The sequence below is a fragment of the Ruegeria sp. AK4 genome, from assembly GCF_056541025.1.
Genome location: NZ_JBQFXS010000007.1, coordinates 75,986 through 100,119, shown reverse-complemented (window position 1 = coordinate 100,119; position 24,134 = coordinate 75,986). Strand labels below are relative to the sequence as shown.

Genomic DNA, 24,134 nt, shown 5'->3' with positions numbered 1-24,134 from the left:
TCAGGACGCGAAAACCGCCAGGAACAGGCACAGGAAGGCGATGAAAACCACGCACCAGGTTGTGGCCTTGATGAAGCCATTGAAGGTTTTGGTTTGAACCGTGATGTCCATTTCGCCGTGCTTGTGTTCAGCCATGAGTCGAAGATTCCTAATTCGCGTGTTTGATCTGTTGGATAATGGAAAATCCGGGGCCTGTCACCACGTCATTCGCGCGCAGGGCCACGTTCGCCAAAGACCGAGCATCCCGGATAGCCGAACCCCCAGCGCCACGGCAGGCCGCTGCAGGGCCCCCCGCCAAAGCGGACAGCGCCGTACAGGGCGTCGGCGGTCAGGGAATGCACGTTGCGAATCTGGTCCGGGGTCATGTCGTAGCGGGTCGCATAGTCGTCCGCATGGGTTTCGCCATGGGCTTTGACACAGGATCGCAGGGCTTCATCGGCAGTCAGGCGGGCGTCATAGCTGTCTTCCGCCCGCGATGCACCGCCTGCATTGTGATAGGCGCGGTCATGGATCACGCAGCACTCCTCCCACGGCGGATGCGCCTGATACAGTTCTCCGATCTGAGGGAAGGTGTCTGCGACCCAGCGCCAACTGGCCGACAGGCCGCCCGAGCAGCCATCGGTTTCAAACGGGATCAGCTCGGCCTCACCGCGTTGCGCGATCAGCGCCCTGTGCGCGGGCATCTCAACCCCACGCATAAAGTCCTGCGCCGATACCGGGGCAGACAGGCCGAGCAAAAGCAGCGCCAGCCTAGGGGCTTTCATCGCGCATCGCCTCGGTATCGACCTGCAGGCCAAACGTGGTGGCAAGCCACAGCAACAGCCGCTCGGCCGGGCCCATTTCGGCGCGCACGCGCAGAACCTCGTTGGCCATGGCGGGGCGGTCGGTGATCAGACCGTCCACGCCCATCGAGGCCATGGCCGACATCTGCAGCGGATCGTTCACCGTCCAGACATAGATGTCCTTGCCCGCCTCATGCACCTGCCGGATCAGCCCCGGCGACACGGTTGCCGCGTTCACCGCCACGAAATCGCCCTCAAGGCCGGACAGATCGCCGACCGCCGTGGCCGCCAGAACACCTGCGCGCCAGTCGGGGCGGATCGCCTTCATCTTTTGCACCGCAGGGTATTTCAGCGACATGGTGGCGATCTCGTCCTGCATGCCCAGGTCCTCGACCAGCGTGGCGACGCGGTTTTCCAGATCGACATCATGGCCGTAATATTTCAGTTCGATGATCACCTTGGCGCGGCCCTTCGCGGCCTCGAGCACCTGACGCAATGTAGGCGTGCGTTCATCGGCATATTCGGGGCCGAACCAGCTGCCGATATCGATCTCGGCCACATCCGCCATCGTGGCGTCCCAGACCTTGAGGTTCACACCGGCCAGCTTCATGAAATCGCTGTCATGGGCGACGATAACCACATCATCCGCCGTTTCCTGCACGTCGATCTCGACCCAGTCGGCGCCGTCTTCAATGGCTTTCAGGACCGAGGCCATGGTATTTTCCGGCCGCAGCGCCGCCGCGCCGCGATGGCCGATGACCTCGGCGTGGTCGGGGGCCTGCACGCGTTCCAGCAATTGATGGCTGAACACCCCGCCGATCACCAGCGCCCCCAGCGCCAGCCCGACCGCCACAACTAGCGGAACCCCCAACTGCCCCGGTTCGGGATGCGGGGGTTCTTCTGTCCTGATCTCGAAGAACCGGTCCAGCAGCACCGCCAGCGCCCCCAGCGCCGTGGCCGCCAGAACCAACCCGGCCAAAGACCACAGGCCCGCAACCAGCAAGCTGTAGATCAGCGCCAGCCGCAGATGGCTGGCCCCCTGCAGCGGTACGAGGGCAAACAGCAGCCCGGCGATCCACGCGATACCGGCAGCAATGACAAGGCGCAGGACCAGCCACAGAACCAGCTGAACCTTGAGACGCCCGCGCCTACCCTCCATCCGTTGGGCACTGATGTTGAAAGCATGGGCCGGGTGGATGGTTTCGAACAGCACCAGATGCAGGCCCAGCGCCCAGGCCGACAGCCTGCGGATCAGCACCCAGGCCATCACCGGCGCCACCGCGCCGATCAGACCGACGGCCACCCAGAAAGCGGGCGGATGGAAGGTCAGGTAGTAGTTGATATCATATTCGGTCAGTGTCCACCACGCGATCAGCCCCGCCACCGCCAGAAAAGGTAGCGCCAGCAGCAGCACCCGCAGGATGAACCGCGCCGCAAAACCAAACAGCGCAGGCAGGCGCGACAGGATCAGACCGATGGCGGAACTGCCCGCGCGCCACGGATCGGATTCGCCCATCCGCAGCGACCCGGCCATGACCGAGAAGACAAAGACCTCGGCCAGCAGAAACAGGCTGAGCACGACGATGGCCGCAACAAAGCCCACCGGCGACAGGATGAACATCGCGATGTCCTGATCCGTCAGGGCCGTCTGGTCCGAAAGCGACACCGCCAGATTGACAGCCACCGCCACACCCGGCGCGATCAGCGCGATCAGCAGCAGGCGCACGGCGAGATAAATCGGAACAAACACCCACCGCCGCCGCCAGGCGCGGGCATAGGCATTTGTAACGGCTGAGAAACTGGTCACGCGCGCGGCCTCCTGAATGGTTCACTCATTCAAGGCTGCGAAAGCATGAATTGCAAGTCAGCTTTCTTCCAGATCGGCAGCCAGACGAAAGCCGATGCGGTTGGCGGGCTTGTCCTCGACCGATTTGGGCAGGGCGCGCAGCATCACGTTCAACTGGGTGACATGCTGCACCAGTTGCGTCCGCGCGCCCGATCCGTCAGAGCCGTAAAAGGTAATCACATCGGGGTCGAAATAGCCCATCCCCTCGATCCGCATGACGCCCGCATCGCCGCCGGTGAATCCCATTGCGACCTCATGATCGCCGTCCAGCGTCTTTTCGAAATTCTGGATATAGAGGATCAGACGTTCATAGGCCCATTGGGCCGGGCTTTTGGTTTCCACCGGCTTTTGCAGTGGGCCGGGCAGGTTCTTGGCACCGGATTCGGCGTCGGGATTGGCATGAACCTCGTAACAGCGTGGCAGGGCGGCGGCTTCGGCGGCCTCGGCCGAGGTTTCGATCTGGTCCTGCATCGCTTTACCCTTTGCGCTGAAACTCCCAAGCCCCGTCCGCGCGCTGCGTCCGGGTGACAGACCCAATGTGGTAGAGATGGTTCAGGTGTGCAACCGCTTCGACCAGCGCCAGCCCATATTCGCCTTCGCTGATGGTGCGTTTGAACAGCGGCAGGAAACACTCGGACGCCGCTTTGGGCTTGTCCAGATCGTCCATCAGGCGCGCCAGAGCCCCGTGGTGATTGTCGATCAGCTGCTGCATCCGCAGGGGCAGCCCGGTGAAGGGCAGTTTGTGGCCGCCCAGAACCAGATGATCGTCGCGGGCCATCAGCTTCAGCCGTTCGCAGGCTTCCAGCCAGCCGGTCACCGGGTCGGCCATCGGCTCGGTCGCGTAAACGCCCAGATTGGGGCTGATCGAGCTGATGACCTGATCGCCGGTCAGCACCAGATTGTCGTCGCGGCTCCAGAAGGTTGCGTGTTCGGGCGCGTGGCCGTTGCCCATGTGAACGTCCCAGTCGCGCCCGCCCATGCGGATCACATCGCCCTGTTTGATCCGGGTGAAACCCAGCGGCATCGGATAGACGGTGTCGGCAAAGTTGAAAGGGCGGTCGGCCATCCGCTTGGCCAGAATGTCCGGGTCCATACCGGCACCGCGATAGAATTCCAGCGTTTCCTGCGGCCAGCTGTCCTGCACGTCCAGCGTCAGCATCCGCGCAAACAGCCAGGCGGTGCGGCTGGACACCAGTTCGGCCCCGTGTTCGGACTGAAACCAACCGGCATTGCCCACGTGATCGGGGTGGTGATGGGTGATCACAACGCGGTTCACCGGCTTGCCCGCCAGCGGGCCTGACAGCAGTTGCTCCCACAGTCCTCGGGACTTCTTGGTCGAGATACCGGTGTCGATGACCGTCCAGCCATCGCCGTCATCCAGCGCGTAGATATTCACGTGATCCAGCGCCATCGGCAGGGGCAGCCGCATCCACAGCACGCCTTCGGCAATCTCGACCGCCTCGGCACCCGAGGGGGCCTCGGGCCAAGGATACCGGATCGCTCCTTGTTGCGGGCCCGTCATGCGACCAACTCATCAGGGCTGAGCGCGAACAAGTCCCCCGCACCGGTTTGCGCCTGTGCCAGCAGACCGGAATATTCGGGCAGCAGGGCATTGATGTAGAACCGCGCCAGCTTCGCGCGCGGGCCATCCGGGTCGGCCAGCGCCGAGACCAGATGGTAATGCCCGCCCAGCACCCGCGCGAAGGCCCGCAGATAGGCCACCGCACCGGCAAAGCGGTCGTTCAGATCGTCCTGCGCGATCAGCCATTCGGTCGCTTCACGCAGGGACTCGGTCGCCTCCCAAACCGGACCGGCCAGATCGGGCATGGTGGCGCGGGCCTGTTCGGCGTGATCTTCGATCTCGTCCAACAGGCGCGAGGCCGCCTCGCCCCCGTCCATCATCTTGCGGGCGACCAGGTCCATCGCCTGAATGCCGGTGGTGCCCTCGTAAATCGCGGTTACACGAACATCGCGGCAATACTGGGCGGCGCCGGTTTCCTCGACATAACCCATGCCGCCATGCACCTGCATGCCGGTCTCGGACACGCGGATGCCGGTCTCGGCTCCGAAGGTTTTGCCGATCGGCGTCAGCAGCGCCGCACGCGCCACCCAATCGGCATCGCCGGTGGCTTGCGCCATGTCGATGGCCGCCGCGTTGGCCAGCAGGATCGCGCGGGCGGCAAACGTGTCGGCGCGCATCTCAAGCAGCATCCGGCGCACATCCGCATGGTCGATGATCGTGCCAGACGCCGTCTTGCCCTGCTTGCGCTCGGTCGCGTAGGCCAGCGCGTGCTGATAGGCCCCTTCGGCCACGCCAACCCCCTGACCGCCGACACCCAGACGCGCGTTGTTCATCATCGTGAACATCGCCGCCATACCGCCATGTTCCTTGCCCACAAGCCAGCCCTTCGCCCCGTCATACTGCATCACGCAAGTCGGCGAGCCGTGCAGGCCCATCTTATGTTCCAGCGACACGACCTTCAGATCATTCGCCACACCGGGATTGCCGTTTTCTTCCGGGATGAACTTGGGCACCAGAAACAGCGAAATCCCCTTGGTTCCCGGCACGCCATCGGGCAGGCGCGCCAGCACCAGATGGCAAACATTTTCGGCGAAATCATTGTCGCCCCACGAGATGAATATCTTCTGACCCGTCACCGCATAAGTTCCATCTCCGTTCGGCTCGGCCCGCGACGCCAGCGCGCCAACATCGGACCCCGCCTGCGCTTCGGTCAGGTTCATGGTGCCGGTCCATTCGCCTGCTATCATCTTGGGAATATACAGCTCTTTCAACGCGTCGCTGGCGTGGTGTTCCAGCGCCTCAATCTGTCCCTGGGTCATCAGCGGGGCCAGTTGCAGCGACAGGCAGGCGCCCGCGAACATCTCATTCACCGCCGTTGTCACCGAGACCGGCAGCCCCATGCCGCCATATTGCGGATCGCCATTGATCCCGATCCAGCCGCCGTCGGCGATGGCCTTCCAGCCCTCGGCAAAACCCGGCGACGAGCGCAGGATGCCGTTTTCCAGCCGCGCCGGTTCCAGATCGCCGGGGCGCTGCAGGGGGGCCAGAACCTCTTCCGACAGTTTCCCAGCCTCGCTCAGGATCGCGCTGACCACATCCGGGCTGGCATCGGCGAATTTTTCGGTGGCGGCGACCTGATCGAATCCCACCACGTTGCGGAACAGAAACTCGTAGTCAGGGATTGGGGCGCGGTATGGCATGACTTCCCTCAAAAGGCGGTCTGATTGGGTCGCGCAGACGGGCTTGGAATCGTCGGCCAGCACCGGTATGCACTTAGGCTTGGAACCATTACCTACCCTTCCCAAAGGTGCAGGCAACCGAAACGCGGCGTCACGATCCATGAACCTGACCGGTACTCTCGACCTCACTGCCGATCCGGGCGGCATTGCGCGCGCGGCAGACCTGCTGCGGCAGGGCCTGCTGGTCGCCTTCCCGACCGAGACGGTCTATGGGCTGGGCGGCGATGCCCGCAACGGTCAGGCGGTGGCCGGGATTTACGCGGCCAAGGGGCGGCCCAGTTTCAACCCGCTGATCGCCCATGTCGCCTCGGTTCAGGCGGCACAACGTTTCGTGCAATGGTCGGATCAGGCCGAGGCATTGGCTCGGGCCTTCTGGCCCGGCCCCCTGACGCTGGTTCTGCCTTTGCGGGAAGGGCATGGCGTGTCCTCGCTGGTGACAGCGGGGCTCGGGACGCTGGCGGTCCGGGTGCCGGCCCATCCCACGGCGCGGGCGTTGCTGGCCGAGTTTGATGGCCCTGTGGCCGCGCCATCCGCCAACCCTTCGGGCCAGATCAGCCCAACCACCGCCGACCATGTCCGCGCCGGGCTTGGCGGGCGGATCGCCGCCATTCTTGATGACGGACCCTGCGGCGTCGGGCTGGAATCCACCATCGTCGGCCTGGCCGGAGAACCCGCCCTGCTGCGCCCCGGCGGCGTGGCGCTGGAACAGATCGAAGAGGTGCTGGGAACACCCCTGCACGCGCATCAGCCGGGGGACCTGCTGACGGCACCGGGGCAGTTGCAATCGCATTACGCGCCCGACGCGCCGGTCCGGCTGAACGCAGAAACCCGGCAGGGGGATGAGGTTCTGCTGGGCTTCGGCCCGGTCGATTGCGACCTCAACCTGTCAGCGGATAGCGATCTGCCCGAGGCCGCGGCGAACCTGTTCGCGGCGCTGCACAGCCTGAACGCCACGGGCCGCCCGATTGCGGTGACACCTATCCCGGATCATGGATTGGGCGCTGCGATCAATGACCGGCTGCGCCGCGCCGCAGCGCCGCGCGACGGGTAGTCAGGCGCGCCCGGCGCTGGCGGAAAGCGTCAGGGGATCGACCCCCAGCGTGGCCAAAGCGGCCTCCCACTTGTCATCGTCGGGTTCGTCGAACACCAGCTTCGAGCTTGCCTCGGCGGTCAGCCAGCCATTCATGGCGATCTCATCCTCCAACTGGCTGGGTCCCCAGCCGGAATAGCCCAGCGTCAGCATCGAGTTCAGCGGCCCGCGCCCTGCGGCCAGGTCCTCCAAAACATCCAGCGTCGCGGTCATGCTGAAATCGTCGGAAATCTGCATCGAATGCAGGTTCGCCTCGTAATCCGCGCTGTGCAGGACAAAGCCGCGCGACATCTCGACCGGGCCGCCGAAATGTACCAGACGTTCGCCCACCACCGGGATCCGGCAGGCGATGTTCAACTGCCCCAGCAGGGTTTTGATCCGCAGATCCGAGGGTTTGTTGATGATCAGCCCCATCGCCCCGTCATCGCCGTGACTGCAAATGTAGACGACCGAGTGATCGAATCGCGGATCGCCCATTCCGGGCATCGCAATCAACAGTTTTCCGGTCAGGTCCATGGGGGCATCTCATTCTTAGACTCCCCTCAACAATGACCCTGCGGCAAGGGAATTGGCAAGGGAGCAGGGGATATTTCGGCAGATTTCATTCAAGTGACCGGAACGTGACTTGGAATCCGGGGCGGGACCGCGCATTTATGGGGTATGAAAACACTGCTGCACAGCACCGCCGCCGCGCTGACGGCCTGTTTCGCTTTTGCTGCACCGGCGTCGGCGCAGGCTTTGGATGGTGTTGTGCAACTGGACATTCTGGATGGCGGCCGCACCGCAAACGGCACCTATCTGGGTGCGCTACGGCTGACCCTGAAAGACGGGTGGAAGACCTATTGGCGCGCGCCCGGCGATGCCGGTATCCCGCCCGAGTTCGACTGGAGCGGATCGGGAAATGTCGGTGACGTGTCGATCACCTGGCCAGCACCGGACATCTTCAACCAGAACGGCCTGCAATCGATCGGATACGAAGACCAACTGGTGCTGCCGGTCGAGATCACGCCCAGGAACCCGGCCAAACCCGTGCGCCTGCGCGGCGAAATGGATTTGGGTGTCTGCAAGGATGTGTGCATTCCCGAACGTCTGGGCTTCGATCACACGCTGGATGCCGATGCCGGACGCAACCCGGCCATTGCCGCAGCACTTGCGCAACGGCCCTTTTCGGCGCGCGAGGCGCGGGTGAAACAGGCCAGTTGCCATCTGAGCGCGACTCAGGACGGCATGCAGATCGAGGCCCGCGTGACCATGCCCTCTGCTGGCGGGCGCGAGGTTGCGGTGATCGAACCGGGCAATCCGGTGCTCTGGGCCTCGCAACCCGAAACCGAACGGCGCGGCGACACGCTGATCGCGCGGTCCGAGATCATCAGCGCCTCGGGCGGACCATTCGCTTTGGACCGGTCCGAGATTCGCATCACCGTGCTGGGCTCGGACCACGCGGTGGAAATTCAGGGCTGCACAGCAGGCTGAGCGTATGAGCCAGACCCCCAAGATCGGCGCATTGGCCGTTGTTCTGCATCGGGGTCAGGTATTGCTGGTCCAACGCAGCAAACAGCCCGATGCCGGGCTTTGGGGCTTTCCCGGCGGCCATGTAGAATGGGGCGAAACCGTCCTGCAGGCCGCGCAGCGGGAATTGCTCGAGGAAACCTCGGTCACGGCAACCGCCACGCATTACCTCGACAATCTCGATTTGCTGCGATCTGACGAAACGGGCCAGGTCGTTTCTCATTACCTGCTGGTAGGGGTTGCCTGCCGGTACGAAAGCGGAGCGCCTGTCGCAGGTGACGATGCGCTGGACGCCCGCTGGTTTCCCATCGACCAGATCCGGCAGGGGGACCTGCCGATGAGCGCGCGGGTGATCGACCTGCTGCAACGGGCCCTGGCGGATTAAGCCCCGGCGCGACCCCGCAGGCGGGTATAGAGCAGCCCAGACGCCAACACACTGACAATCACAATCGGAATCGCGCCCGCAAGAAATGCGCCCAGCCCCATTTGCAGAATCGCGATACCGTCTTCCCCGGCATAAAGCCCCGACAGAACACCAACCGGCGCGCCGGTGAGCAACGGCCAAAGCATCGTCACGCCGAACCACAGCATCAGCGCCAGCGCCGTTGCGGCCAGCGATCCCTGCACCACCCGGTCCGGCGCCCGCATCGCGCGGCGCATGGCGGTCATCGGGCGCGAGACATCGTTGAGAATGGCCAGAAGCGCGGGCACAAGGATCAGAACCAGCAACATTCCGAAGCCCAGGCCGTAGACCAGAGTGATCACCGTCGGTTTCAGGAACTGTGCCTGCTGCGAACCCTCATACAGAAGCGGCGTCAGGCCCAGCACCGTGGTCAGCGTGGTCAGTATCACGGGCCGCAACCTGTCAGCCGTGCCTTCGACAATCGAGGGCACCAGTCCACGCTCTTTCTGATAGGCGTCGATCGTTGTGACCAGAACGATGGAATCGTTGATGATGATCCCGCTCATCCCCAGCAGGCCGACGACCGTGAACATGCTCAGCGGCACATCCCAGATGTAATGGCCCCAGATGGCCCCGACCAGCCCGAACGGGATGATCGCCATAACGACCAGCGGCCGGCTCCAGCTGGCAAAGACCCAGGCCAGCACCAGATAGATGCCGGTCAGGCACAGGATCAGGCCGGTGCGGGCCTCGGACAGGAACTCATCCTCCTGCTCGCTCAGGCCGGACATGCGCCATTCGACCTGACGTTCAGCGGCGATGTTGGGCAGGATCACCTCGTTCAGGGAACGTTCGATTTCCGCGGCGCGGGCGGGGTTGTCCTCGGAGATATCGCCATTCACCGAAATCACCCGCAGACCGTTTTCGCGGCGGACGGTGGAAAATCCCGCCTCGCGCTCGACCGAGACCAGATCGGCCAGCGGCACATAGACCCCGTCGGGCGAACGCATCAGGGTCCGCTCAAGGAAATCGGCGGTCAGTTCCCCCCCGGGCAGTTCCACTCGAATCTCGGCGCTGCGCGGGCCGTCTGGGAAGGTTGCGGCCTCGATCCCGTTCAGACGGTCCCGCAACACCCGGCCCAGCGTTTCGATCCGGAACCCCAGCGCTTCGCCCTGCGCGGTCAGGTCCAAGGTAAACTCTTCCTTGTCATAGGCCAGATTGTCTTCCAGCGCCGACACTTCGGGGTATTTCAGCAACTCGGCCTGCAGGTCTTCGGACGCGGCCTTGAGCGTGTTCACATCCGCGCCGGAAAACTCCACATCGATGGCATCCCCCCCCGGACCGGATCGCCAGCCCCGGAAGCTGAGCAGTTCGACCTTGGGATGGCGCGGCACGAATTCCTGCAGTTCGGCCACAAATTCGAAACTGGAATAGGGGCGCAGATCGGCGTCGATCAGTTCGATGGAAATGCCGCCCAGAAGATCGGAATCCTTGCCATCCGCCGCAGACAGGCCAAATCCGGCGCTGCCGCCAACCTCGGCCAGCACATAGTCGATGGGGTTGCGGCCATGGCGGTCTTCGTAAATCTGCCCCAGTTCGTCGGTCGCGCGCTGCAATTGCCGCATCATGTCCAGCGTATCGGCGCGGGTCGAGCCCTCGGCCATGATGAAATTGCCGGTGACCGAGCCGCGTTCCGGCGCGTTGAAGAACCGCCAGTTCACATCGCCCCGGATGAACAGCGCGACCTGGCTGGCCAATATGACCACCATCATCGCCACCACGACATACCGCGCCCAGACGACCCAGGCGACAAGGGGGCGGAACAGGTGGTCGCGCACCCAGCGGAACCCCCGGTTCACCACCCGGTTGGGCCAGTCATACCAGTGTTCTTTCGCGGAATGCGCGATGGCGTGGGCCATGTGATTGGGCAGGATCAGGAAACATTCGATCAGCGAGGCGATCAGCACCGCGATCACGGTATAGGGAATGTCACGGATCAGCTCACCGAACCGGCCGCCGACCAGCGTCAGGCCAAAAAAGGCGATCACCGTGGTTATCGTGGCGGCAAAGACCGGCATCGCCATGCGGCGGGCGGCGCGCTCAGCCGCGACCACCGGTGGTTCGCCCAACCGGCGCGCCCGAAAATCCGCGTGCTCGCCCACCACAATCGCATCGTCGACAACGATGCCGAGGGTGATGATCAACCCGAACAGCGAGACCATGTTGATCGACAAACCGCCGATATACATGAAGGCAATCGCCGCCGACATGGCCACGGGAATCCCGGCGGCCACCCAGAACGCGATGCGCGCGTTCAGGAACAGAAACAGCAGGCAAACAACCAGACCAAGCCCCATCAGCCCGTTGTCGATCAGGATGTTCAGACGGTCGGTGATCGCCTGCGCGCGGGTGCGGATCAGTTCAAGCGTGACCCCTTCGGGCAGGCTGGCCTGCATGTCGACCACCACATCTTCGACCGCGCGCTGGATCGCGATGGCATCGCCCCTGTTCGAGCGGTCAACCCGGATCGACATGGCCGGATTGTCGCCGACAAAATAGCTGCGGTTGCGGTTCACACCTTCGACACGAATTTGCGCCACATCCCGGACAAACAGCTTGGAGCCATCCGCAAAGTTGCGCAGGGCGATGCCTTCGATCTCTTCCGGGGTGCGTTTTTCCGCGCCGGTGCGGATACGGGCATTGGCCCCTGAGACATCCCCTGCCGGGCTGGCATTGACTTCGGCGGCGATGGCCGAAGCAATCTCGGACAGCGCGATATCATTGGCGATCAGTTGTGCGGTCGGCACCTCGACCACGACGCGCGGCGCGGCGACGCCGCGGATCGTGGTGCGGGTGACGCCTGCATCAAACAGGCGGTTTATCAGCTCGTCTGTGTACTTGGCCAACTGGTCCGGCGCGACCGGCCCTGCGATCACCACATCCGTCACGCGATCGCGCCATGCGCGGCGGCGAATGGTCGGTTCTTCGACGTCATCGGGAAGGTCGGTAACGCCATCAACAGCTGTCCGGATATCTTCGACCGCGCGTGACATATCCCAGTTGGGTTCAAATTCCAGGCTTATCTCGGCAGACCCCTCGCGCGATGTGGCGTAGGAATAGTTCACGCCCTCGACCGCAAGCAGGGCGGGTTCCAGCAACTGGACGACGCCATTGTCCACATCCTCGGGACCGGCACCGTCCCATTTTATGTTGATGTTGACCTCTTCTAGAATGACATCGGGAAAGAACTGCGCCCGCATGTTGGGGATGGCCGCGGCCCCCAGAACCAGCATGACCAGCAAAAGCAGATTGGCGACGGTGCGGTGCCGGGTGAAATAGCTGAGGATGCCGCCCGCCGCGCCGGGGATCTCGCGCATCATGGCGGCTAGCCCCCGGCCCGGTTTTCAATGGTGCGGACCAGCGACGCGGGCACCTTGGCCTCTTCCAGCTGCCCGAGCATCCGCGCCTTGACATCCTGCGGCATACGCTCGCTGGCTTCGACCTGCGCCACCAGCGCGGCGCGGCGTTCGTCGGACAGTTCGACCATGTCCGGGTCCGCGCCGGCATTGGCCTCGGTCCGCAGCGGGCGGACACGGATGCCCGTTCCCAGCAGGGGCGTGCGGCCGATCACGACCTCGCGCCCTTCCAGCCCTTCGCCGCGCAGCAGAACCTCGTCCCCCTGCCTGCGGATCAGGGTCACGGGCAGAACCTCAAGCCGGTCATCCGCGCCCAGCACCAGAACCGTCCCCGAGGCATCAAGCACCGACGACGGCAGGCGCACCACCGCGTCCAGAGGTTGCTCTTCCACGGTAACCGTCACGAAATCCCCCGGCTTGAACCCCGGCGCGCTGTCCAGACGGGCATAGACCAACCGGCCCGTCTGCCCCTCTCCCGCCGAGCCGCTGTCGCGGCTGATACTGCCGGTGGCGGTCAGATCGGTGCCGGTGACCTCCAGCGAGATGGTGACGGGCGCATTGATCAGTGCGCCGTCAGGGTCCAGCAGCCGCACAAACTGCGCGGTGGACACCCGAAAGGCGACCTCCAGCGCGTTCGGGTCCACAAGTTCCGCCAGTTTTTCGTTCGCCGATACAAGCCGCCCTTCGACCAGCGTGACATCGGTCAGCGTTCCGCCAAAACCTGCGCGGACGGTCATGTCATCCAGATCCCGTTCGGCGGCCTCGAGCGCGATCACCGCGCGCGCCTGCAAGGTGGTTGCCTGATCGACACGGGATTCCGCCTGCGCCAGGGCGATCCTGCGGGCCAATACCGATTGCTCGGCAACCGCAGCCGCCAGTTCCGCCTCTTCCACGCTGGCCGTCGCACCGACGCCGCGCGATTCAAGATCGCGCTGCCGCTGCAGGGCGCGCTGGCGCAGTTCGGCCTGCGCCTCGGCGGATTTCAACTCGTCCTGCGCCAGCAGCAGCGACCGTTCGGCATCGCGTTCTTCAAACTGCGCATCCAGCAGGTCGGATTTGGCACGATCCAGCGCCGATTGCGCATCCGCCGGATCAAGTTCGACCAGAACCTCGCCCGCCGTGACCGTGCCGCCATCCTCAAAATCATCCGCCAGCGCGACCACGCGGCCCCCCAGCGCCGCGCGCAGTTCCAGACGGCGGCGGCTTTGCACCTCGCCAAAGGCTTCAAGATGGGGCGTGACCGTTTCCAGCTCGGCTGACTTGACGGTTACGGCGAAAATCCGTTCCCGCGCCGCAGGCGCTTTGTCTTCACGGGTCAGCACATCCTGTACCGCCCCCATGATCATCTGCGCCGCAACAAACAGCAGCGCCAGCGTCAGAGACGCCAGAAACACACCGACAAGACTTTGCCGCAAGAATCGCATTAACCACTAACCCCGGTTGCAATATGCTGCCTTCCGCAAAATGTAGCCGGACGGTGAAATATGCCAAGCCACAAAGCGGTTATAAGATGTTGAACGTACGACCAGTCTACTTCCGTCGCAGGTGTTCGTCCAATCTGGGCATTATTTCCACAAAATTGCAGGGACGGTGGCGGTAATCGAACTGTTTCTGCAAAATCCCGTCCCAGGCGTCCTTGCAGGCACCGGGGCTGCCGGGCAGCGCGAACAGATAGGTGCCGCCCGCAACACCGCCGGTGGCACGGGACTGCACGGCGGAGGTGCCGATTTTCTCCATCGACAGGATGGTGAACACGGTTCCGAACGCCTCGATCTCTTTTTCATAGACGTCGCGATGGGCTTCGACCGTCACGTCGCGCCCGGTCAATCCGGTGCCGCCGGTCGAGATCACAACGTCAATCTCAGGGTCCGCGATCCAGACCCTTAGCTGGTCGGCGATCTGCGCTCGTTCATCGGGGATGATCTTGCGATCGGCCACGGCATGCCCCGCGCGTTCGATCCGGTCCACCAGCGTCTGCCCCGAGCGGTCTTCGGCCAGCGAGCGGGTGTCGGACACGGTCAGAACGGCGATCCGGACCGGTATGAACTCCATGCTTTCGTCGATGCGCGACATCTGCATCAGGCCCTTTCCATGATGGCCAGCCGGACCGCCAGCGCGGCAAAGATGCCCCCCGTGACCCAGCCCATGATCCGCGAGGCGCGCGGGTTCGAAATCAGCACCCGCCCGGCCCCGCCCGCAAAAATGCCCACCAGCCCGTTCACCACAAACCCGCTCAGCGCAATCATGGCACCGAGGATCAGGAACTGCGGCAGGATCGGACCAACCGAGGGATCGACGAATTGCGGAATGAAGGCCAGCACGAACAGGATGACTTTGGGATTGGTCAGGTTGACGACCAGCCCATCCCGAAAGGCAAAATGCGCGGGTTTCGTGGGTGCGTCGCCGGAAACGGCTCCGTTCCGGATCGCGCCCCAGGCCAGATACAGCAGGTAAGCCACACCCACCCAGCGGATCACATCGAACAGCCAGGGCACGGCAGACACAGCCGCGCCCAGCCCCAGCCCGGCCAGCAGAACGTGGATCATCAAACCCGTCGAGACACCGGCACTGGCCACCAGCGCCGGTTTCGCGCCGGACCGTAGCCCCTGCCCGAAACAGAACATCATATCCGCGCCTGGGGTAAAACTCAGCGCCAGAGCAGCTGGCACAAAAGCCAGCAGCGTTACCGTTTCGATCATGAGGGGACCTCGAACCAATGTATCTTGGGGCCAAGATTGGCAATTTGCGCGCGCCCCAAGGTGCCGCGATAGCCCCAGCTGTCATGGATATGACCGCAGAACACAAAGGCGGGCTGTATCCGTTCCACCGCATCGCGCACTGCGACCGAGCCAACCGACTGGCCCTGCGATGTGGTATCGCCATGGCCTTTGGGCGGGGAATGCACGATCAGCACATCGGCACCGTCGCAGCGATCCAGCATTTCGGTCGCTTCCGCCTCGGTCAGGTCACAGGACCAGTCGCCGAACGGCGTGACCGGCACGCCATATCCCAGACCGAACAGGCGCAGGCCGTCGATGGTCATGCCCGAGCCGTGCAGCACGTGCACCCCCTCGGGCGCGGCATCGGCTAGCTCTCCGGCGCTTTCGGCGTTGCCCGGCACCAGCGCCAGCGGGGCCGAGATGCCGGACAGCATCGCCATCGCTTCGTCCAGACCCTGCCGCATGTTGCAGTAGTCTCCGGCTCCGATCACCAGATCGGCATCCGCACTGGCCGCAACCAGATCAGCGGCCCGGTTGCGCGCCATGTGCAGGTCGGAGAAGGCCAGTATCCTCATCGCGCCGCCTCCAGCCGTGCCCGCAATTCTAACAAGTCCGCCCAGGCCTGCCGCTTCATCTGAGGTTGCCGCAGCAAGTATGCGGGATGGAACATCGGGATCACCGGCAGGTCCAGCGCCTGATCCCAATTCCCGCGCAGCCGCGTGATGCCGCGTTTGCCCAGCACCGCCTGGCAAGAGATATTGCCCATCACCACCAGAATCTGCGGTTTCGCCAGAGCCACGTGGCGGTCCAGAAACGGTTTCATCATGCCGATCTCTTCCGGCTTGGGGTCGCGGTTTTGCGGCGGCCGCCAGGGCAGAACATTGGTGATATAGACATTTTCGCGCCGATCCAGATCAATCGCCGCCAGCATCCGGTCCAGCAACTGCCCGGCCCGGCCGACAAAGGGTTTGCCCTCGCGGTCTTCGTCCCGGCCCGGAGCCTCGCCAATGATCATCACCCGCGCGCCCGGTGTGCCGTCGGCAAAGACCAACTGCCGTGCGCCCTTTTTCAACTCGCAATGCGCGAACGCATCCATCGCCGCGCGCAATTGGTCCAACGAACCCGCCTCGCGCGCCGCCTGCCGGGCGACCGCAACCGGATCAACCTGCTCAGGCTTTGCCGGTGCCGCCTGTGCAGGCTGCGACTTCTTCGGCCTGGGCGCGGTATCCGGCAGCGCGTATCGATCCACCGGCGCATCGCCGATGGCATCGGTGACGCCCAGTTCGATCTGCCAGTCCAGCAGCGCCCGCGCGGTGTGATAATCCAAAGCCGATTCCATGCCTTTCAATCTAACCACCTTTTGACCGAGGGAAAGCGAATAGACCTTGCCATGGCACCGGGTCGCACCGACCATGGGCGCATTCATGCTGTCAGTTTTGCGATTCCTTCTGATCGGAGTGCTGTTTGCCGTCACCAGCGGCCAGCCCGGATTTGCCCAGATCAACACCCAACGCGACCAGTGCCGAGGGGGCCAGTTCGCCTGCGGCAGCCGCTGCTGTTCCGGCGGGCAGCGATGCAGCTTTGACAACCATTGCATCCCGCTGGGCGGCACCTATTGCGGCGGCGGCCGCCGCTGCGGCCCGTTCGAACGCTGCGTGGCCGGGGGCACCCGCTGTGCGCCGGCGGGGGCGAATAAATGCCGCTCGCGCCTCGACTGCCCGGGCGGCAGTTTCTGCAACGGGCGCGGGGAATGCGAGCCGCTGACGCCCGAATTCGATCCCACCCCCTCCCCCGGTTTCAACCTTCAGACGCAGTGCGCCGATGGGCGCAGCTGTGTCTCGGGCACCTATTGCCTGCCGCAGGGCGGCTGCTCGCGCCCCGGCTGGTACTTGTGCGAAAAAACCGGCTCGCAATGCCGCCCCGGCTTCAAATGCTCGCGCAACCAGGGCTGCGTGCCCGTCAGGGCGATCGACTGCGGCTATGGCAAATGGTGCAAACCGGGCGAGCGCTGCTTGCCCGAAGGCGGGTGCGAGATATTGCCCGAGGGCACCGATCCCTAGGTTGCTTCTGCCCGCGCAGCTTCCTATAAGCGGCCCGATTGTCAGACAGGAGCCCGCCCATGCGTTTCGCCCATCGTCACCTTCTTGGCATCGAGCATCTGTCGCAATCCGATATCACCGCCATCCTTGATCTGGCCGAAAAATATGTCGAAATGAACCGCCAGTCGACCAAGCATTCCGACGTGCTGGCAGGACTGACCCAGATCAACATGTTTTTTGAGAACTCAACCCGCACGCAGGCCAGTTTCGAACTGGCAGGCAAGCGGTTGGGGGCCGACGTGATGAACATGGCGATGCAGGCGAGTTCGATCAAAAAGGGTGAGACGCTGATCGACACCGCGATGACGCTGAACGCGATGCATCCCGACCTGCTGGTGGTGCGGCACCCGCATTCCGGTGCGGTCGATCTGCTGGCGCAAAAGGTCAACTGCGCCGTTTTGAACGCAGGCGACGGGCGGCACGAACACCCGACGCAGGCCTTGCTGGACGCGCTGACCATCCGCCGCGCCAAGGGCCGCCTGCACCGGCTAAACATCGCGATTTGCGGCGATGTCGCGCATTCCCGCGTAGCAAGGTCAAACCTGATCCTGCTGGGCAAGATGGAGAACCGCATCCGCCTGATCGGCCCGCCGACGCTGGTGCCCGGTCAGTTCGCCGAGTTCGGGGCCGAGATTTACGACGATATGAACGAAGGCCTGAAAGACGTCGATGTGGTGATGATGCTGCGCCTTCAGCGCGAGCGAATGGATGGCGGCTTCATCCCCTCGGAACGCGAATACTATCACCGCTATGGGTTGAACGCCGAGAAACTGGCGCTTGCCAAGCCGGACGCCATCGTCATGCATCCCGGCCCGATGAACCGCGGGGTGGAAATCGACGGCACGCTGGCCGATGACATCAACCGCTCGGTCATTCAGGAACAGGTCGAAATGGGCGTCGCCGTGCGCATGGCCGCGATGGAACTGCTGGCCCGCAATCTGGCCGAGGCCGCATGAACGACCTGACCGTCGCCCCCCATGAACGCGGCGTGATCCGCCTGTTCACGCTGGGCATGCGCCCGGAAGAGGCGAAGTTCCTGCGCGAACCCGGTGCCGCCGATCAGGTTCTGGGGGTCGAGGGGCTGGACCCCGCGCAGATCGATATCTTCCCGGTCTCCGACCTCGAAGACCTTGGGCTGTACGGCTATCTGAACGAGGGCTGCGGAGTGTCGGCGGATCAGTTGGACCGTACTGCGTTGGAGGCTGTCGAGGGCTGGGTCCTGGCCCTGCGCAGCGCCGCCTTTCACGGGCGCGCGGCCAGTATCGAACCCGACCCGCGCCTGCACTTGATTGGTCTGTTCACCGAAGAGGCCACCAACTGGACTGGCGGCGTGATCGAAACCGAAAGCGCCAGGCCGTTCTCGGCCCCTAAGACCCCGCCGGACGCGCAACCCCGGCGCATCGGCTCGGCCCTTTTGGCGCTGGTGATCCTGCTTGTGATCGGAGGTGCCCTGTGGCTGATCCTGTGACCTTCGCCCCCGACAAAGGCGCTTACATCCGCACCAACGCGTGGTTGGCCGCGTTCGCAATGGCGGCGGCGATGGTGGTGCTTTGGCTGATCGGCAACCCCTATGTCTGGACCGGCGCACCCGCCGGGCTGGCCGCCGTTGCTGTCCGCGCGTGGTATCTGGCCTCGGAAGAACTGAACAACACGTGGGAGATGACCGAGACCACCCTCACCGGCCCCGGCCCGCGCAAGGTGGCGCTGAACCAGATCGAGGCGGTCAAAACGATGGGCAGCTTCGTCCAGATTGTCACCAAAGGCGGCGACAAGCACCTGATCAAGTATCAGGCCGACCCCGCCGCCACCAAAGCCGCGATTGAAAGGGAGATGGGATGAGCGACGAGTGGTGGCGAGAACAAATTCCTGATGGCGAAAAGATTCTGTGGGTCGGGCAGCCGGATCAGGGTTTTTTTCCGCCGCGCTATGGCTGGGCCTACAAAGCAATACTGCTTCTGCTCATCGGGATTTGGGCGGGTAGCCCATGGATGATCGAAACTGTCCGGGAATTCTGGGAGATCTTTTTTTGTACGATTGGCTTTGCCTTCGTGATCTACGCAGACCGTTTCGTTCGGGCGCAGCGCATGTACGCAGTCACCTCGCACAGCGCCTGGAAACTCAACAGAGAGTTAAAGTCCAAAAGCCTGAAAATCGACAATTTTCTGACCTTTCGAACCGGACGCCGCGCGATCTTGTTTGACCGTCATCCCTTCTTTGCCTTTGAACACCTGTCCGATCCCGACACTGTTTTGAAGGCGCTGACCCAAGCCCGAGAGGCCCAGACATGACTGCCCTGATCTTCACCAACGCCCGTCTGATCGACCCGGAAACCGGCACGGACAGTCTCGGCTGGCTGCACATTGCCGATGGTCTAATTCAGGGCAAGGGCGATGGGGATGCGCCTGGCACTGACGGGCAGGTGATCGACTGCGGCGGGCAGTGCCTCGCGCCCGGTATCGTCGATATCGGCGTCAAGGTCTGCGAGCCGGGCGAGCGGCACAAGGAGAGCTATAAATCAGCGGGTCTCGCCGCGGCTGCCGGGGGGGTGACCACTATCGTCACCCGGCCCGATACGCTGCCTGCGGTCGATACGCCGGAAACGCTGGAATTCGCCACAAGGCGCGCGCAGGCGGATGCGCCGGTCAACGTGCTGCCGATGGCGGCGCTGACCAAGGGGCGCGACGGGCGTGAAATGACCGAGATCGGGTTTCTGCTCGATGCCGGGGCTGTCGCCTTTACCGATTGCGACCACGTGGTGGCCAATACCAAGGTGTTTTCGCGCGCGCTGACCTATGCGAAGTCCTGTGGCGCGCTGGTGATTGCCCACCCCCAGGAACCGGGGCTGAGCGCCGGGGCGGCCGCCACCAGCGGCAAATTCGCCGCCCTGCGCGGATTGCCCGCAGTTTCTCCCATGGCGGAACGTATGGGTCTGGACCGCGACATCGCGCTGTTGGAGATGACCGGGGCCGCGTATCACGCCGACCAGATCACCACCGCCCGCGCCCTGCCCGCTTTGGAACGGGCCAAGCGGAACGGGCTGGACATCACCGCCGGGACCTCGATCCACCATCTGACGCTGAACGAGTTGGACGTGGCCGATTATCGCACCTTCTTCAAGGTCAAGCCGCCGCTGCGATCCGAGGACGACCGGCAGGCGGTGATCGAAGCGGTCCGTACCGGGCTGATCGACACGATCAGTTCGATGCACACGCCGCAGGACGAGGAAAGCAAACGCCTGCCGTTTGCCGAGGCCGCCTCGGGCGCGGTGGCGCTTGAGACGCTGCTGCCTGCGGCACTGCGCCTCTATCATGCGGGGCAGTTGGACCTGCCGACCCTGTTCCGCGCCATGGCGCTGAACCCGGCGAAACGGCTGGGGCTGGGCGCGGGCCGCCTGTCGCAGGGCGCACCGGCGGATCTGGTTCTGTTCGACCCGGATGTGCCTTTTGTGCTCGACCGCTTTGTTCTTAAATCCAAATCCCAGAACACACCGTTTGACGGGCAGAAGATGCAGGGTAAGGTCACAGCGACCTATGTCGCAGGCCAAGAAGTTTACCGGAGACCCTGATGCCCCCGATCGACAGTACAACGACCCAGCTGATCCTGTGGGCAGGGCTTGGATACCTGATGGGGTCCATCCCGTTTGGCATGATCCTCGCCCGTGTCATGGGGCTGGGCAATCTGCGCAATATCGGGTCCGGCAATATCGGGGCCACCAATGTTCTGCGCACGGGAAACAAAACGGCAGCTGGCCTGACGGTGCTGTTTGACGGCGGCAAGGGGGCCGTCGCTGTCCTGCTGGCCCGGGTCTTCGCCGGGGAAGATGCGGCACAGATTGCGGCGCTGGCCGCTTTTGTGGGGCATTGTTTCCCGGTCTGGCTGGGGTTCAGGGGCGGCAAGGGTGTTGCGACCTTTCTGGGCCTGTGGCTGATGCTCGCCTGGCCCGTGGGCGTGGCCTGCTGCCTGTCCTGGCTGGTTGCGGTGGCGATCTGGCGGATGTCCTCGGTCGGGGCGCTGGCGGCAGCGGCGCTGTCGACGACCTGGATCGTGGTGCTGACGGATGGCTCGACCTTCATCCTCGGCATCGTTCTGACCCTGCTGGTCTATTGGCGCCACAGCGCCAATGTCGCGCGCATCAAGGCCGGGACCGAGCCCAAAATCGGCAAATCGTGACCCCGCCCGACGCGTTTGCATCCGCGTTCTTCGACCTGCCTCTCGGCACGTTCACCGGCACGGCAGATGGCCTGCGCTATGTCGTCACCCGGCAGGCGATGGCGGGCGGAAAGGCCCATAAACTGGTCGCGCATCAAAGGGGCGGCAATGACTATATCAGCCTCAACCTGTACCAGACCCGCAACAGCGGCCTGCTGCTACGACCCTGCGAAATGCCCGTCTGCAAAGTCATCGAATTCGTCCTCGCGCTGCGGCCCGAGGGCTGACCTCTGCCCTGCATTTCTGAACAGAGACTCTTCACCCCTGCACAATCACAATTGATTGCTTTGAACGTGACCAGGGCAATTCCCAACTGGATTTCGTGACAGCCAATTGCCGGTGTCACAAAAACAAATCCGGTTCGCCGGGGCAAAATTCAGGTGCCCGAAAGCGGACCTATTCACGAAAGGTGAAGTCATGAACAAGATCAAATCCCTCATCGGTGGTGTCGCCCTGTCTGTCGCGGTTGCAAGCACAACTCTGGCCGCTGGCGTCGAACTGAACGCAAGCTCGACCGGTCTGGCGCTGCAGGGTTACGACCCGGTTGCCTATTTCACCGTGGGCGAGGCCACCAAGGGCGATTACCGCATCACCGCGCTGCACAACGAAGCGCTGTACCGCTTTGCGTCGGAAGAAAACAAAGTGGCGTTCGAGCAGAACCCCGAAGCGTATCTGCCCGCTTATGGCGGTTACTGCGCCTTCGGCACCGCGATGGGCTTCAAGTTCGACGGCGACCCGAACTACTGGAAGATCGTTGACAACAAGCTGTACCTGAACCTGTCGGCCGATATTCAGGAACGCTGGGAAGGCGACATCCCGGGCTTTAACGAGCGCGCAGATGCCAACTGGAAAGACATCGCCGACAAGACCCCTGCGGAACTGCAGCAGCAATAATCCGCTGAATATTTCAGACGTGTCGGCGGCGGAGCGTATCCGCCGCCGCATGTCGTTTTGAACCCTTCGGTTCGGCACCTATCTGTTTCTTCAAACAAGCGTCCGGCTTCAACGGACCTGCATCCGCGCCACCGCGCGGAACCGCAAGACTACGGGCTGGAATAGAACAGACATCATTGATCCGGTCCGGGGATCGGGCCGTATCAATCAGCAGGCACCCGCAGCGAATTACACCCCTGCGGGATCTGGTTTCGAACGAAAGGACAACACAGATGACAGGTAAATTGGAACTCGTCACCGCTGTCGCGACTTTGGCGGCAGGATCGGCCTTTGCGCAATCTTCGGGCAACTGGACCGGGTTTTATGGCGGTCTGCAGCTTGGCTATATCGACGTGGATACCAACGTGTCCGGCATCGACGGCGATGGCGCGATCGGCGGTATCGTTCTGGGCTACGATTATGATCTGGGCGATTGGGTGATCGGCGGCGGCTTCGACTATGACTGGACCGATGTGAACCTGTCCGGCGCGGCCAAGGTCGAGGATGTGTGGCGCCTCAAGGCGCGCGCCGGATACAAGGTGAACCCGCAGGGCCTGTTTTACGGAACCGCTGGCTATGCCGAGGCCGGAACCGACAATCTGGGCAGCGACGATGGCTGGTTCATCGGCGCAGGGTACGAGCAGATCGTCGCCCCCAATGTCAGCATTGGCGGCGAGTTGCTGTATCACGAGTTCGACAATTTCAACTCGACCGGCGTGGATGTGGACGCTACCACCCTGCAGTTCCGCGCCACCTATCGGTTCTGAGGCATCCCTCACAGACCATCAGACCCGGCGCTTTCCGCCGGGTCTTTCCGTTCAAAGGTCCAGAATCGTGCTGCCCGTGGTCTGGCGCGCCTCGAGCGCACGATGGGCATCGGCGACCTGTTCCAGCGGGAAGCGCTGATCGATGTGGATTTTGACCTCACCGCCTTCGACCTTGCCGAACAGCCGCCTTGCCATCGCCTGACAGGCGGCATGGTCCGAGATATGCGTGAACAGCGTTGGCCGGGTGATCTTGAGCGAGCCTTTCTGCGCCAGAACCCCAAGATTCACCGGCGGCACCGGCCCCGAGGCGTTGCCGAAGGAAATCATCATCCCCAGTGGTTTCAGGCAGTCCAGCGACCCCTCGAACGTATCGGCCCCGACCGAATCCATCACCGCGTCCACGCCTTTGCCGCCAGTGATCTCGGCGACGCGTTCGGCAAAGTTCTCGGTCCGGTAGTTGATGCAATGCGCCGCCCCGTTGAACTGCGCGAGGGAACATTTTTCGTCCGTCCCGGCGGTGCCGATCAGGGTGATACCCTCGGATTTCGCCCATTGGCAGGCGATCAGGCCCACACCCCCGGCTGCGGCGTGGAACAACACCGTATCCCCGCGCCTGAGCGGCGTTGTGCGGTGAAACAGGTATTCGACCGTCATCCCCTTCAGCATCATCGCGGCGGCGGCTTCAAAGCCGATACCGTCGGGCAGCGGGCAGACCTGCGCGGCGGGCATCACGCGCGCCTCGCAATAGGCGCCCGAGGGCGCAGCGGCATAAGCGGCGCACTGGCCGGGTTCCAGATGGGTCACGCCCTCGCCCACGGCCTCGACCACGCCCGAGGCTTCCATGCCCAGCGCATGAGGCAGGTCCAGCGGATAAAGACCAGTGCGCTGATAGACATCGATAAAGTTCAATCCGCAGGCATGGTGGCGAATGCGCACCTCACCCGGTCCGGGGTCGCCCAACGGCCTGTCTTCGATCTGCAAAACCTCGGGTCCGCCGAATTCATGGATGATGACGGTTTTTGCCGTTTGCTGCATGCTGACCTCCTTCTTGCCTGCGCCCAAGCTAACACGACTGCGCAACAGGGCAATCGGTGCAATC

27 protein-coding genes are annotated in these 24,134 nt (G+C 63.6%); 13 read left to right on the top strand and 14 right to left on the bottom strand.

The features are described 5' to 3' along the window. From ACR0EZ_RS14315 to ACR0EZ_RS14290, 6 genes are all read right to left on the bottom strand, one after another. Complete coding sequence (locus tag ACR0EZ_RS14315; RefSeq protein WP_480614111.1) at positions 1 to 135, bottom strand: aa3-type cytochrome c oxidase subunit IV; 135 nt, start codon at positions 133 to 135, stop codon at positions 1 to 3. Between the two features lie 68 nt (positions 136 to 203). Next, positions 204 to 764 (bottom strand): hypothetical protein, encoded by a 561-nt coding sequence (locus ACR0EZ_RS14310; protein WP_480614109.1) that lies wholly within the window; start codon positions 762 to 764, stop codon positions 204 to 206. Then, a complete protein-coding gene (locus tag ACR0EZ_RS14305; RefSeq protein ID WP_480614107.1) occupies positions 751 to 2,589 on the bottom strand; it encodes a glycerophosphodiester phosphodiesterase family protein in 1,839 nt (612 codons plus the stop codon). Before ACR0EZ_RS14305 ends, ACR0EZ_RS14310 begins: the two co-directional genes overlap by 14 nt. 57 nt (positions 2,590 to 2,646) lie before the next feature. Next, complete coding sequence (locus tag ACR0EZ_RS14300; protein ID WP_480614105.1) at positions 2,647 to 3,099, bottom strand: DUF6173 family protein; 453 nt, start codon at positions 3,097 to 3,099, stop codon at positions 2,647 to 2,649. A gap of 4 nt (positions 3,100 to 3,103) precedes the next feature. Beyond that, positions 3,104 to 4,150, bottom strand: coding sequence for an MBL fold metallo-hydrolase (locus ACR0EZ_RS14295; protein ID WP_480614103.1), 1,047 nt, complete (start codon positions 4,148 to 4,150; stop codon positions 3,104 to 3,106). Beyond that, positions 4,147 to 5,850, bottom strand: coding sequence for an acyl-CoA dehydrogenase (locus ACR0EZ_RS14290; protein ID WP_480614101.1), 1,704 nt, complete (start codon positions 5,848 to 5,850; stop codon positions 4,147 to 4,149). Before ACR0EZ_RS14290 ends, ACR0EZ_RS14295 begins: the two co-directional genes overlap by 4 nt. Before the next feature lie 139 nt (positions 5,851 to 5,989). Here ACR0EZ_RS14290 and ACR0EZ_RS14285 point away from each other — a divergent pair, with 139 nt between their 5' ends. Continuing rightward, positions 5,990 to 6,940 (top strand): L-threonylcarbamoyladenylate synthase, encoded by a 951-nt coding sequence (locus tag ACR0EZ_RS14285; RefSeq protein WP_480614485.1) that lies wholly within the window; start codon positions 5,990 to 5,992, stop codon positions 6,938 to 6,940. Here the strand turns inward: ACR0EZ_RS14285 and ACR0EZ_RS14280 are convergent, their stop codons facing one another. Then, a complete protein-coding gene (locus ACR0EZ_RS14280; protein WP_480614099.1) occupies positions 6,941 to 7,495 on the bottom strand; it encodes a YqgE/AlgH family protein in 555 nt (184 codons plus the stop codon). It lies immediately after the preceding gene. 144 nt (positions 7,496 to 7,639) lie between these two features. Here ACR0EZ_RS14280 and ACR0EZ_RS14275 point away from each other — a divergent pair, with 144 nt between their 5' ends. Both ACR0EZ_RS14275 and ACR0EZ_RS14270 read left to right on the top strand, forming a co-directional pair. Beyond that, a complete protein-coding gene (locus ACR0EZ_RS14275) occupies positions 7,640 to 8,452 on the top strand; it encodes a protein-disulfide reductase DsbD domain-containing protein (protein ID WP_480614097.1) in 813 nt (270 codons plus the stop codon). Positions 8,453 to 8,456: 4 nt separating this feature from the next. Then, positions 8,457 to 8,873 carry an NUDIX hydrolase gene (locus ACR0EZ_RS14270; protein WP_480614095.1) on the top strand — a complete coding sequence of 139 codons (417 nt, stop codon included), beginning with the start codon at positions 8,457 to 8,459 and terminating at the stop codon, positions 8,871 to 8,873. On the opposite strand, the gene ACR0EZ_RS14265 is transcribed toward ACR0EZ_RS14270, so the two are convergent. From ACR0EZ_RS14265 to ACR0EZ_RS14240, 6 genes are all read right to left on the bottom strand, one after another. Then, positions 8,870 to 12,271 carry an efflux RND transporter permease subunit gene (locus tag ACR0EZ_RS14265; RefSeq protein WP_480614093.1) on the bottom strand — a complete coding sequence of 1,134 codons (3,402 nt, stop codon included), beginning with the start codon at positions 12,269 to 12,271 and terminating at the stop codon, positions 8,870 to 8,872. The two genes, ACR0EZ_RS14270 and ACR0EZ_RS14265, sit on opposite strands and share 4 nt — an antisense overlap. Positions 12,272 to 12,276: 5 nt before the next feature. Then, positions 12,277 to 13,731, bottom strand: coding sequence for an efflux RND transporter periplasmic adaptor subunit (locus tag ACR0EZ_RS14260; RefSeq protein ID WP_480614091.1), 1,455 nt, complete (start codon positions 13,729 to 13,731; stop codon positions 12,277 to 12,279). Positions 13,732 to 13,837: 106 nt separating this feature from the next. Further along, a complete protein-coding gene (gene moaB, locus ACR0EZ_RS14255) occupies positions 13,838 to 14,380 on the bottom strand; it encodes a molybdenum cofactor biosynthesis protein B (protein WP_480614482.1) in 543 nt (180 codons plus the stop codon). A 5-nt stretch (positions 14,381 to 14,385) separates the two neighbouring features. After that, positions 14,386 to 15,006 (bottom strand): LysE family translocator, encoded by a 621-nt coding sequence (locus ACR0EZ_RS14250; RefSeq protein WP_480614089.1) that lies wholly within the window; start codon positions 15,004 to 15,006, stop codon positions 14,386 to 14,388. Further along, positions 15,003 to 15,602 (bottom strand): metallophosphoesterase family protein, encoded by a 600-nt coding sequence (locus tag ACR0EZ_RS14245; protein WP_480614087.1) that lies wholly within the window; start codon positions 15,600 to 15,602, stop codon positions 15,003 to 15,005. Before ACR0EZ_RS14245 ends, ACR0EZ_RS14250 begins: the two co-directional genes overlap by 4 nt. Beyond that, entirely contained in the window at positions 15,599 to 16,366 is a 768-nt protein-coding gene (locus ACR0EZ_RS14240; protein WP_480614479.1) for a uracil-DNA glycosylase, read from the bottom strand. Before ACR0EZ_RS14240 ends, ACR0EZ_RS14245 begins: the two co-directional genes overlap by 4 nt. A gap of 85 nt (positions 16,367 to 16,451) precedes the next feature. On the opposite strand from ACR0EZ_RS14240, the gene ACR0EZ_RS14235 reads away from it, so the two are divergent. From ACR0EZ_RS14235 to ACR0EZ_RS14190, 10 genes are all read left to right on the top strand, one after another. Then, positions 16,452 to 17,087 carry a scavenger receptor class F, member 2 gene (locus ACR0EZ_RS14235; RefSeq protein ID WP_480614085.1) on the top strand — a complete coding sequence of 212 codons (636 nt, stop codon included), beginning with the start codon at positions 16,452 to 16,454 and terminating at the stop codon, positions 17,085 to 17,087. A 59-nt stretch (positions 17,088 to 17,146) separates the two neighbouring features. Continuing rightward, positions 17,147 to 18,082, top strand: a complete 936-nt coding sequence (locus ACR0EZ_RS14230; protein ID WP_480614084.1) for an aspartate carbamoyltransferase catalytic subunit — start codon at positions 17,147 to 17,149, stop codon at positions 18,080 to 18,082. Beyond that, positions 18,079 to 18,594, top strand: coding sequence for a hypothetical protein (locus tag ACR0EZ_RS14225; RefSeq protein ID WP_480614082.1), 516 nt, complete (start codon positions 18,079 to 18,081; stop codon positions 18,592 to 18,594). Before ACR0EZ_RS14230 ends, ACR0EZ_RS14225 begins: the two co-directional genes overlap by 4 nt. Continuing rightward, entirely contained in the window at positions 18,579 to 18,965 is a 387-nt protein-coding gene (locus tag ACR0EZ_RS14220; protein ID WP_480614080.1) for a hypothetical protein, read from the top strand. The genes ACR0EZ_RS14225 and ACR0EZ_RS14220 overlap by 16 nt, the downstream gene beginning before the upstream one ends. Continuing rightward, a complete protein-coding gene (locus ACR0EZ_RS14215) occupies positions 18,962 to 19,414 on the top strand; it encodes a hypothetical protein (protein WP_480614078.1) in 453 nt (150 codons plus the stop codon). Before ACR0EZ_RS14220 ends, ACR0EZ_RS14215 begins: the two co-directional genes overlap by 4 nt. Next, positions 19,411 to 20,691, top strand: a complete 1,281-nt coding sequence (gene pyrC, locus ACR0EZ_RS14210) for a dihydroorotase (protein WP_480614076.1) — start codon at positions 19,411 to 19,413, stop codon at positions 20,689 to 20,691. The genes ACR0EZ_RS14215 and pyrC overlap by 4 nt, the downstream gene beginning before the upstream one ends. Beyond that, positions 20,691 to 21,296 carry a glycerol-3-phosphate 1-O-acyltransferase PlsY gene (gene plsY / locus ACR0EZ_RS14205; protein ID WP_480614074.1) on the top strand — a complete coding sequence of 202 codons (606 nt, stop codon included), beginning with the start codon at positions 20,691 to 20,693 and terminating at the stop codon, positions 21,294 to 21,296. The genes pyrC and plsY overlap by 1 nt, the downstream gene beginning before the upstream one ends. After that, positions 21,293 to 21,562 (top strand): hypothetical protein, encoded by a 270-nt coding sequence (locus ACR0EZ_RS14200; RefSeq protein WP_480614072.1) that lies wholly within the window; start codon positions 21,293 to 21,295, stop codon positions 21,560 to 21,562. Before plsY ends, ACR0EZ_RS14200 begins: the two co-directional genes overlap by 4 nt. Before the next feature lie 190 nt (positions 21,563 to 21,752). Beyond that, on the top strand, positions 21,753 to 22,229 hold the full coding sequence (locus ACR0EZ_RS14195; protein WP_480614070.1) for a YHS domain-containing (seleno)protein: 477 nt from the start codon (positions 21,753 to 21,755) through the stop codon (positions 22,227 to 22,229). A gap of 272 nt (positions 22,230 to 22,501) precedes the next feature. Further along, on the top strand, positions 22,502 to 23,035 hold the full coding sequence (locus tag ACR0EZ_RS14190; protein WP_480614069.1) for an outer membrane protein: 534 nt from the start codon (positions 22,502 to 22,504) through the stop codon (positions 23,033 to 23,035). Between the two features lie 51 nt (positions 23,036 to 23,086). Here ACR0EZ_RS14190 and ACR0EZ_RS14185 read toward each other — a convergent pair whose 3' ends face one another. Further along, positions 23,087 to 24,070, bottom strand: a complete 984-nt coding sequence (locus ACR0EZ_RS14185; RefSeq protein WP_480614067.1) for a quinone oxidoreductase family protein — start codon at positions 24,068 to 24,070, stop codon at positions 23,087 to 23,089. Between the last annotated feature and the right edge of the window lie 64 nt (positions 24,071 to 24,134).

What these genes read in the sequence shown, in the direction of transcription:
- ACR0EZ_RS14315 (WP_480614111.1), bottom strand. Translation starts at nt 135, where the DNA reads ATGGCTGAACACAAGCACGGCGAAATGGACATCACGGTTCAAACCAAA.
- ACR0EZ_RS14310 (WP_480614109.1), bottom strand. Translation starts at nt 764, where the DNA reads ATGAAAGCCCCTAGGCTGGCGCTGCTTTTGCTCGGCCTGTCTGCCCCG.
- ACR0EZ_RS14300 (WP_480614105.1), bottom strand. Translation starts at nt 3,099, where the DNA reads ATGCAGGACCAGATCGAAACCTCGGCCGAGGCCGCCGAAGCCGCCGCC.
- ACR0EZ_RS14295 (WP_480614103.1), bottom strand. Translation starts at nt 4,150, where the DNA reads ATGACGGGCCCGCAACAAGGAGCGATCCGGTATCCTTGGCCCGAGGCC.
- ACR0EZ_RS14290 (WP_480614101.1), bottom strand. Translation starts at nt 5,850, where the DNA reads ATGCCATACCGCGCCCCAATCCCTGACTACGAGTTTCTGTTCCGCAAC.
- ACR0EZ_RS14285 (WP_480614485.1), top strand. Translation starts at nt 5,990, where the DNA reads ATGAACCTGACCGGTACTCTCGACCTCACTGCCGATCCGGGCGGCATT.
- ACR0EZ_RS14280 (WP_480614099.1), bottom strand. Translation starts at nt 7,495, where the DNA reads ATGGACCTGACCGGAAAACTGTTGATTGCGATGCCCGGAATGGGCGAT.
- ACR0EZ_RS14275 (WP_480614097.1), top strand. Translation starts at nt 7,640, where the DNA reads ATGAAAACACTGCTGCACAGCACCGCCGCCGCGCTGACGGCCTGTTTC.
- ACR0EZ_RS14270 (WP_480614095.1), top strand. Translation starts at nt 8,457, where the DNA reads ATGAGCCAGACCCCCAAGATCGGCGCATTGGCCGTTGTTCTGCATCGG.
- ACR0EZ_RS14265 (WP_480614093.1), bottom strand. Translation starts at nt 12,271, where the DNA reads ATGATGCGCGAGATCCCCGGCGCGGCGGGCGGCATCCTCAGCTATTTC.
- ACR0EZ_RS14260 (WP_480614091.1), bottom strand. Translation starts at nt 13,731, where the DNA reads ATGCGATTCTTGCGGCAAAGTCTTGTCGGTGTGTTTCTGGCGTCTCTG.
- moaB (WP_480614482.1), bottom strand. Translation starts at nt 14,380, where the DNA reads ATGTCGCGCATCGACGAAAGCATGGAGTTCATACCGGTCCGGATCGCC.
- ACR0EZ_RS14250 (WP_480614089.1), bottom strand. Translation starts at nt 15,006, where the DNA reads ATGATCGAAACGGTAACGCTGCTGGCTTTTGTGCCAGCTGCTCTGGCG.
- ACR0EZ_RS14245 (WP_480614087.1), bottom strand. Translation starts at nt 15,602, where the DNA reads ATGAGGATACTGGCCTTCTCCGACCTGCACATGGCGCGCAACCGGGCC.
- ACR0EZ_RS14240 (WP_480614479.1), bottom strand. Translation starts at nt 16,366, where the DNA reads ATGGAATCGGCTTTGGATTATCACACCGCGCGGGCGCTGCTGGACTGG.
- ACR0EZ_RS14235 (WP_480614085.1), top strand. Translation starts at nt 16,452, where the DNA reads ATGCTGTCAGTTTTGCGATTCCTTCTGATCGGAGTGCTGTTTGCCGTC.
- ACR0EZ_RS14230 (WP_480614084.1), top strand. Translation starts at nt 17,147, where the DNA reads ATGCGTTTCGCCCATCGTCACCTTCTTGGCATCGAGCATCTGTCGCAA.
- ACR0EZ_RS14225 (WP_480614082.1), top strand. Translation starts at nt 18,079, where the DNA reads ATGAACGACCTGACCGTCGCCCCCCATGAACGCGGCGTGATCCGCCTG.
- ACR0EZ_RS14215 (WP_480614078.1), top strand. Translation starts at nt 18,962, where the DNA reads ATGAGCGACGAGTGGTGGCGAGAACAAATTCCTGATGGCGAAAAGATT.
- pyrC (WP_480614076.1), top strand. Translation starts at nt 19,411, where the DNA reads ATGACTGCCCTGATCTTCACCAACGCCCGTCTGATCGACCCGGAAACC.
- plsY (WP_480614074.1), top strand. Translation starts at nt 20,691, where the DNA reads ATGCCCCCGATCGACAGTACAACGACCCAGCTGATCCTGTGGGCAGGG.
- ACR0EZ_RS14195 (WP_480614070.1), top strand. Translation starts at nt 21,753, where the DNA reads ATGAACAAGATCAAATCCCTCATCGGTGGTGTCGCCCTGTCTGTCGCG.
- ACR0EZ_RS14190 (WP_480614069.1), top strand. Translation starts at nt 22,502, where the DNA reads ATGACAGGTAAATTGGAACTCGTCACCGCTGTCGCGACTTTGGCGGCA.
- ACR0EZ_RS14185 (WP_480614067.1), bottom strand. Translation starts at nt 24,070, where the DNA reads ATGCAGCAAACGGCAAAAACCGTCATCATCCATGAATTCGGCGGACCC.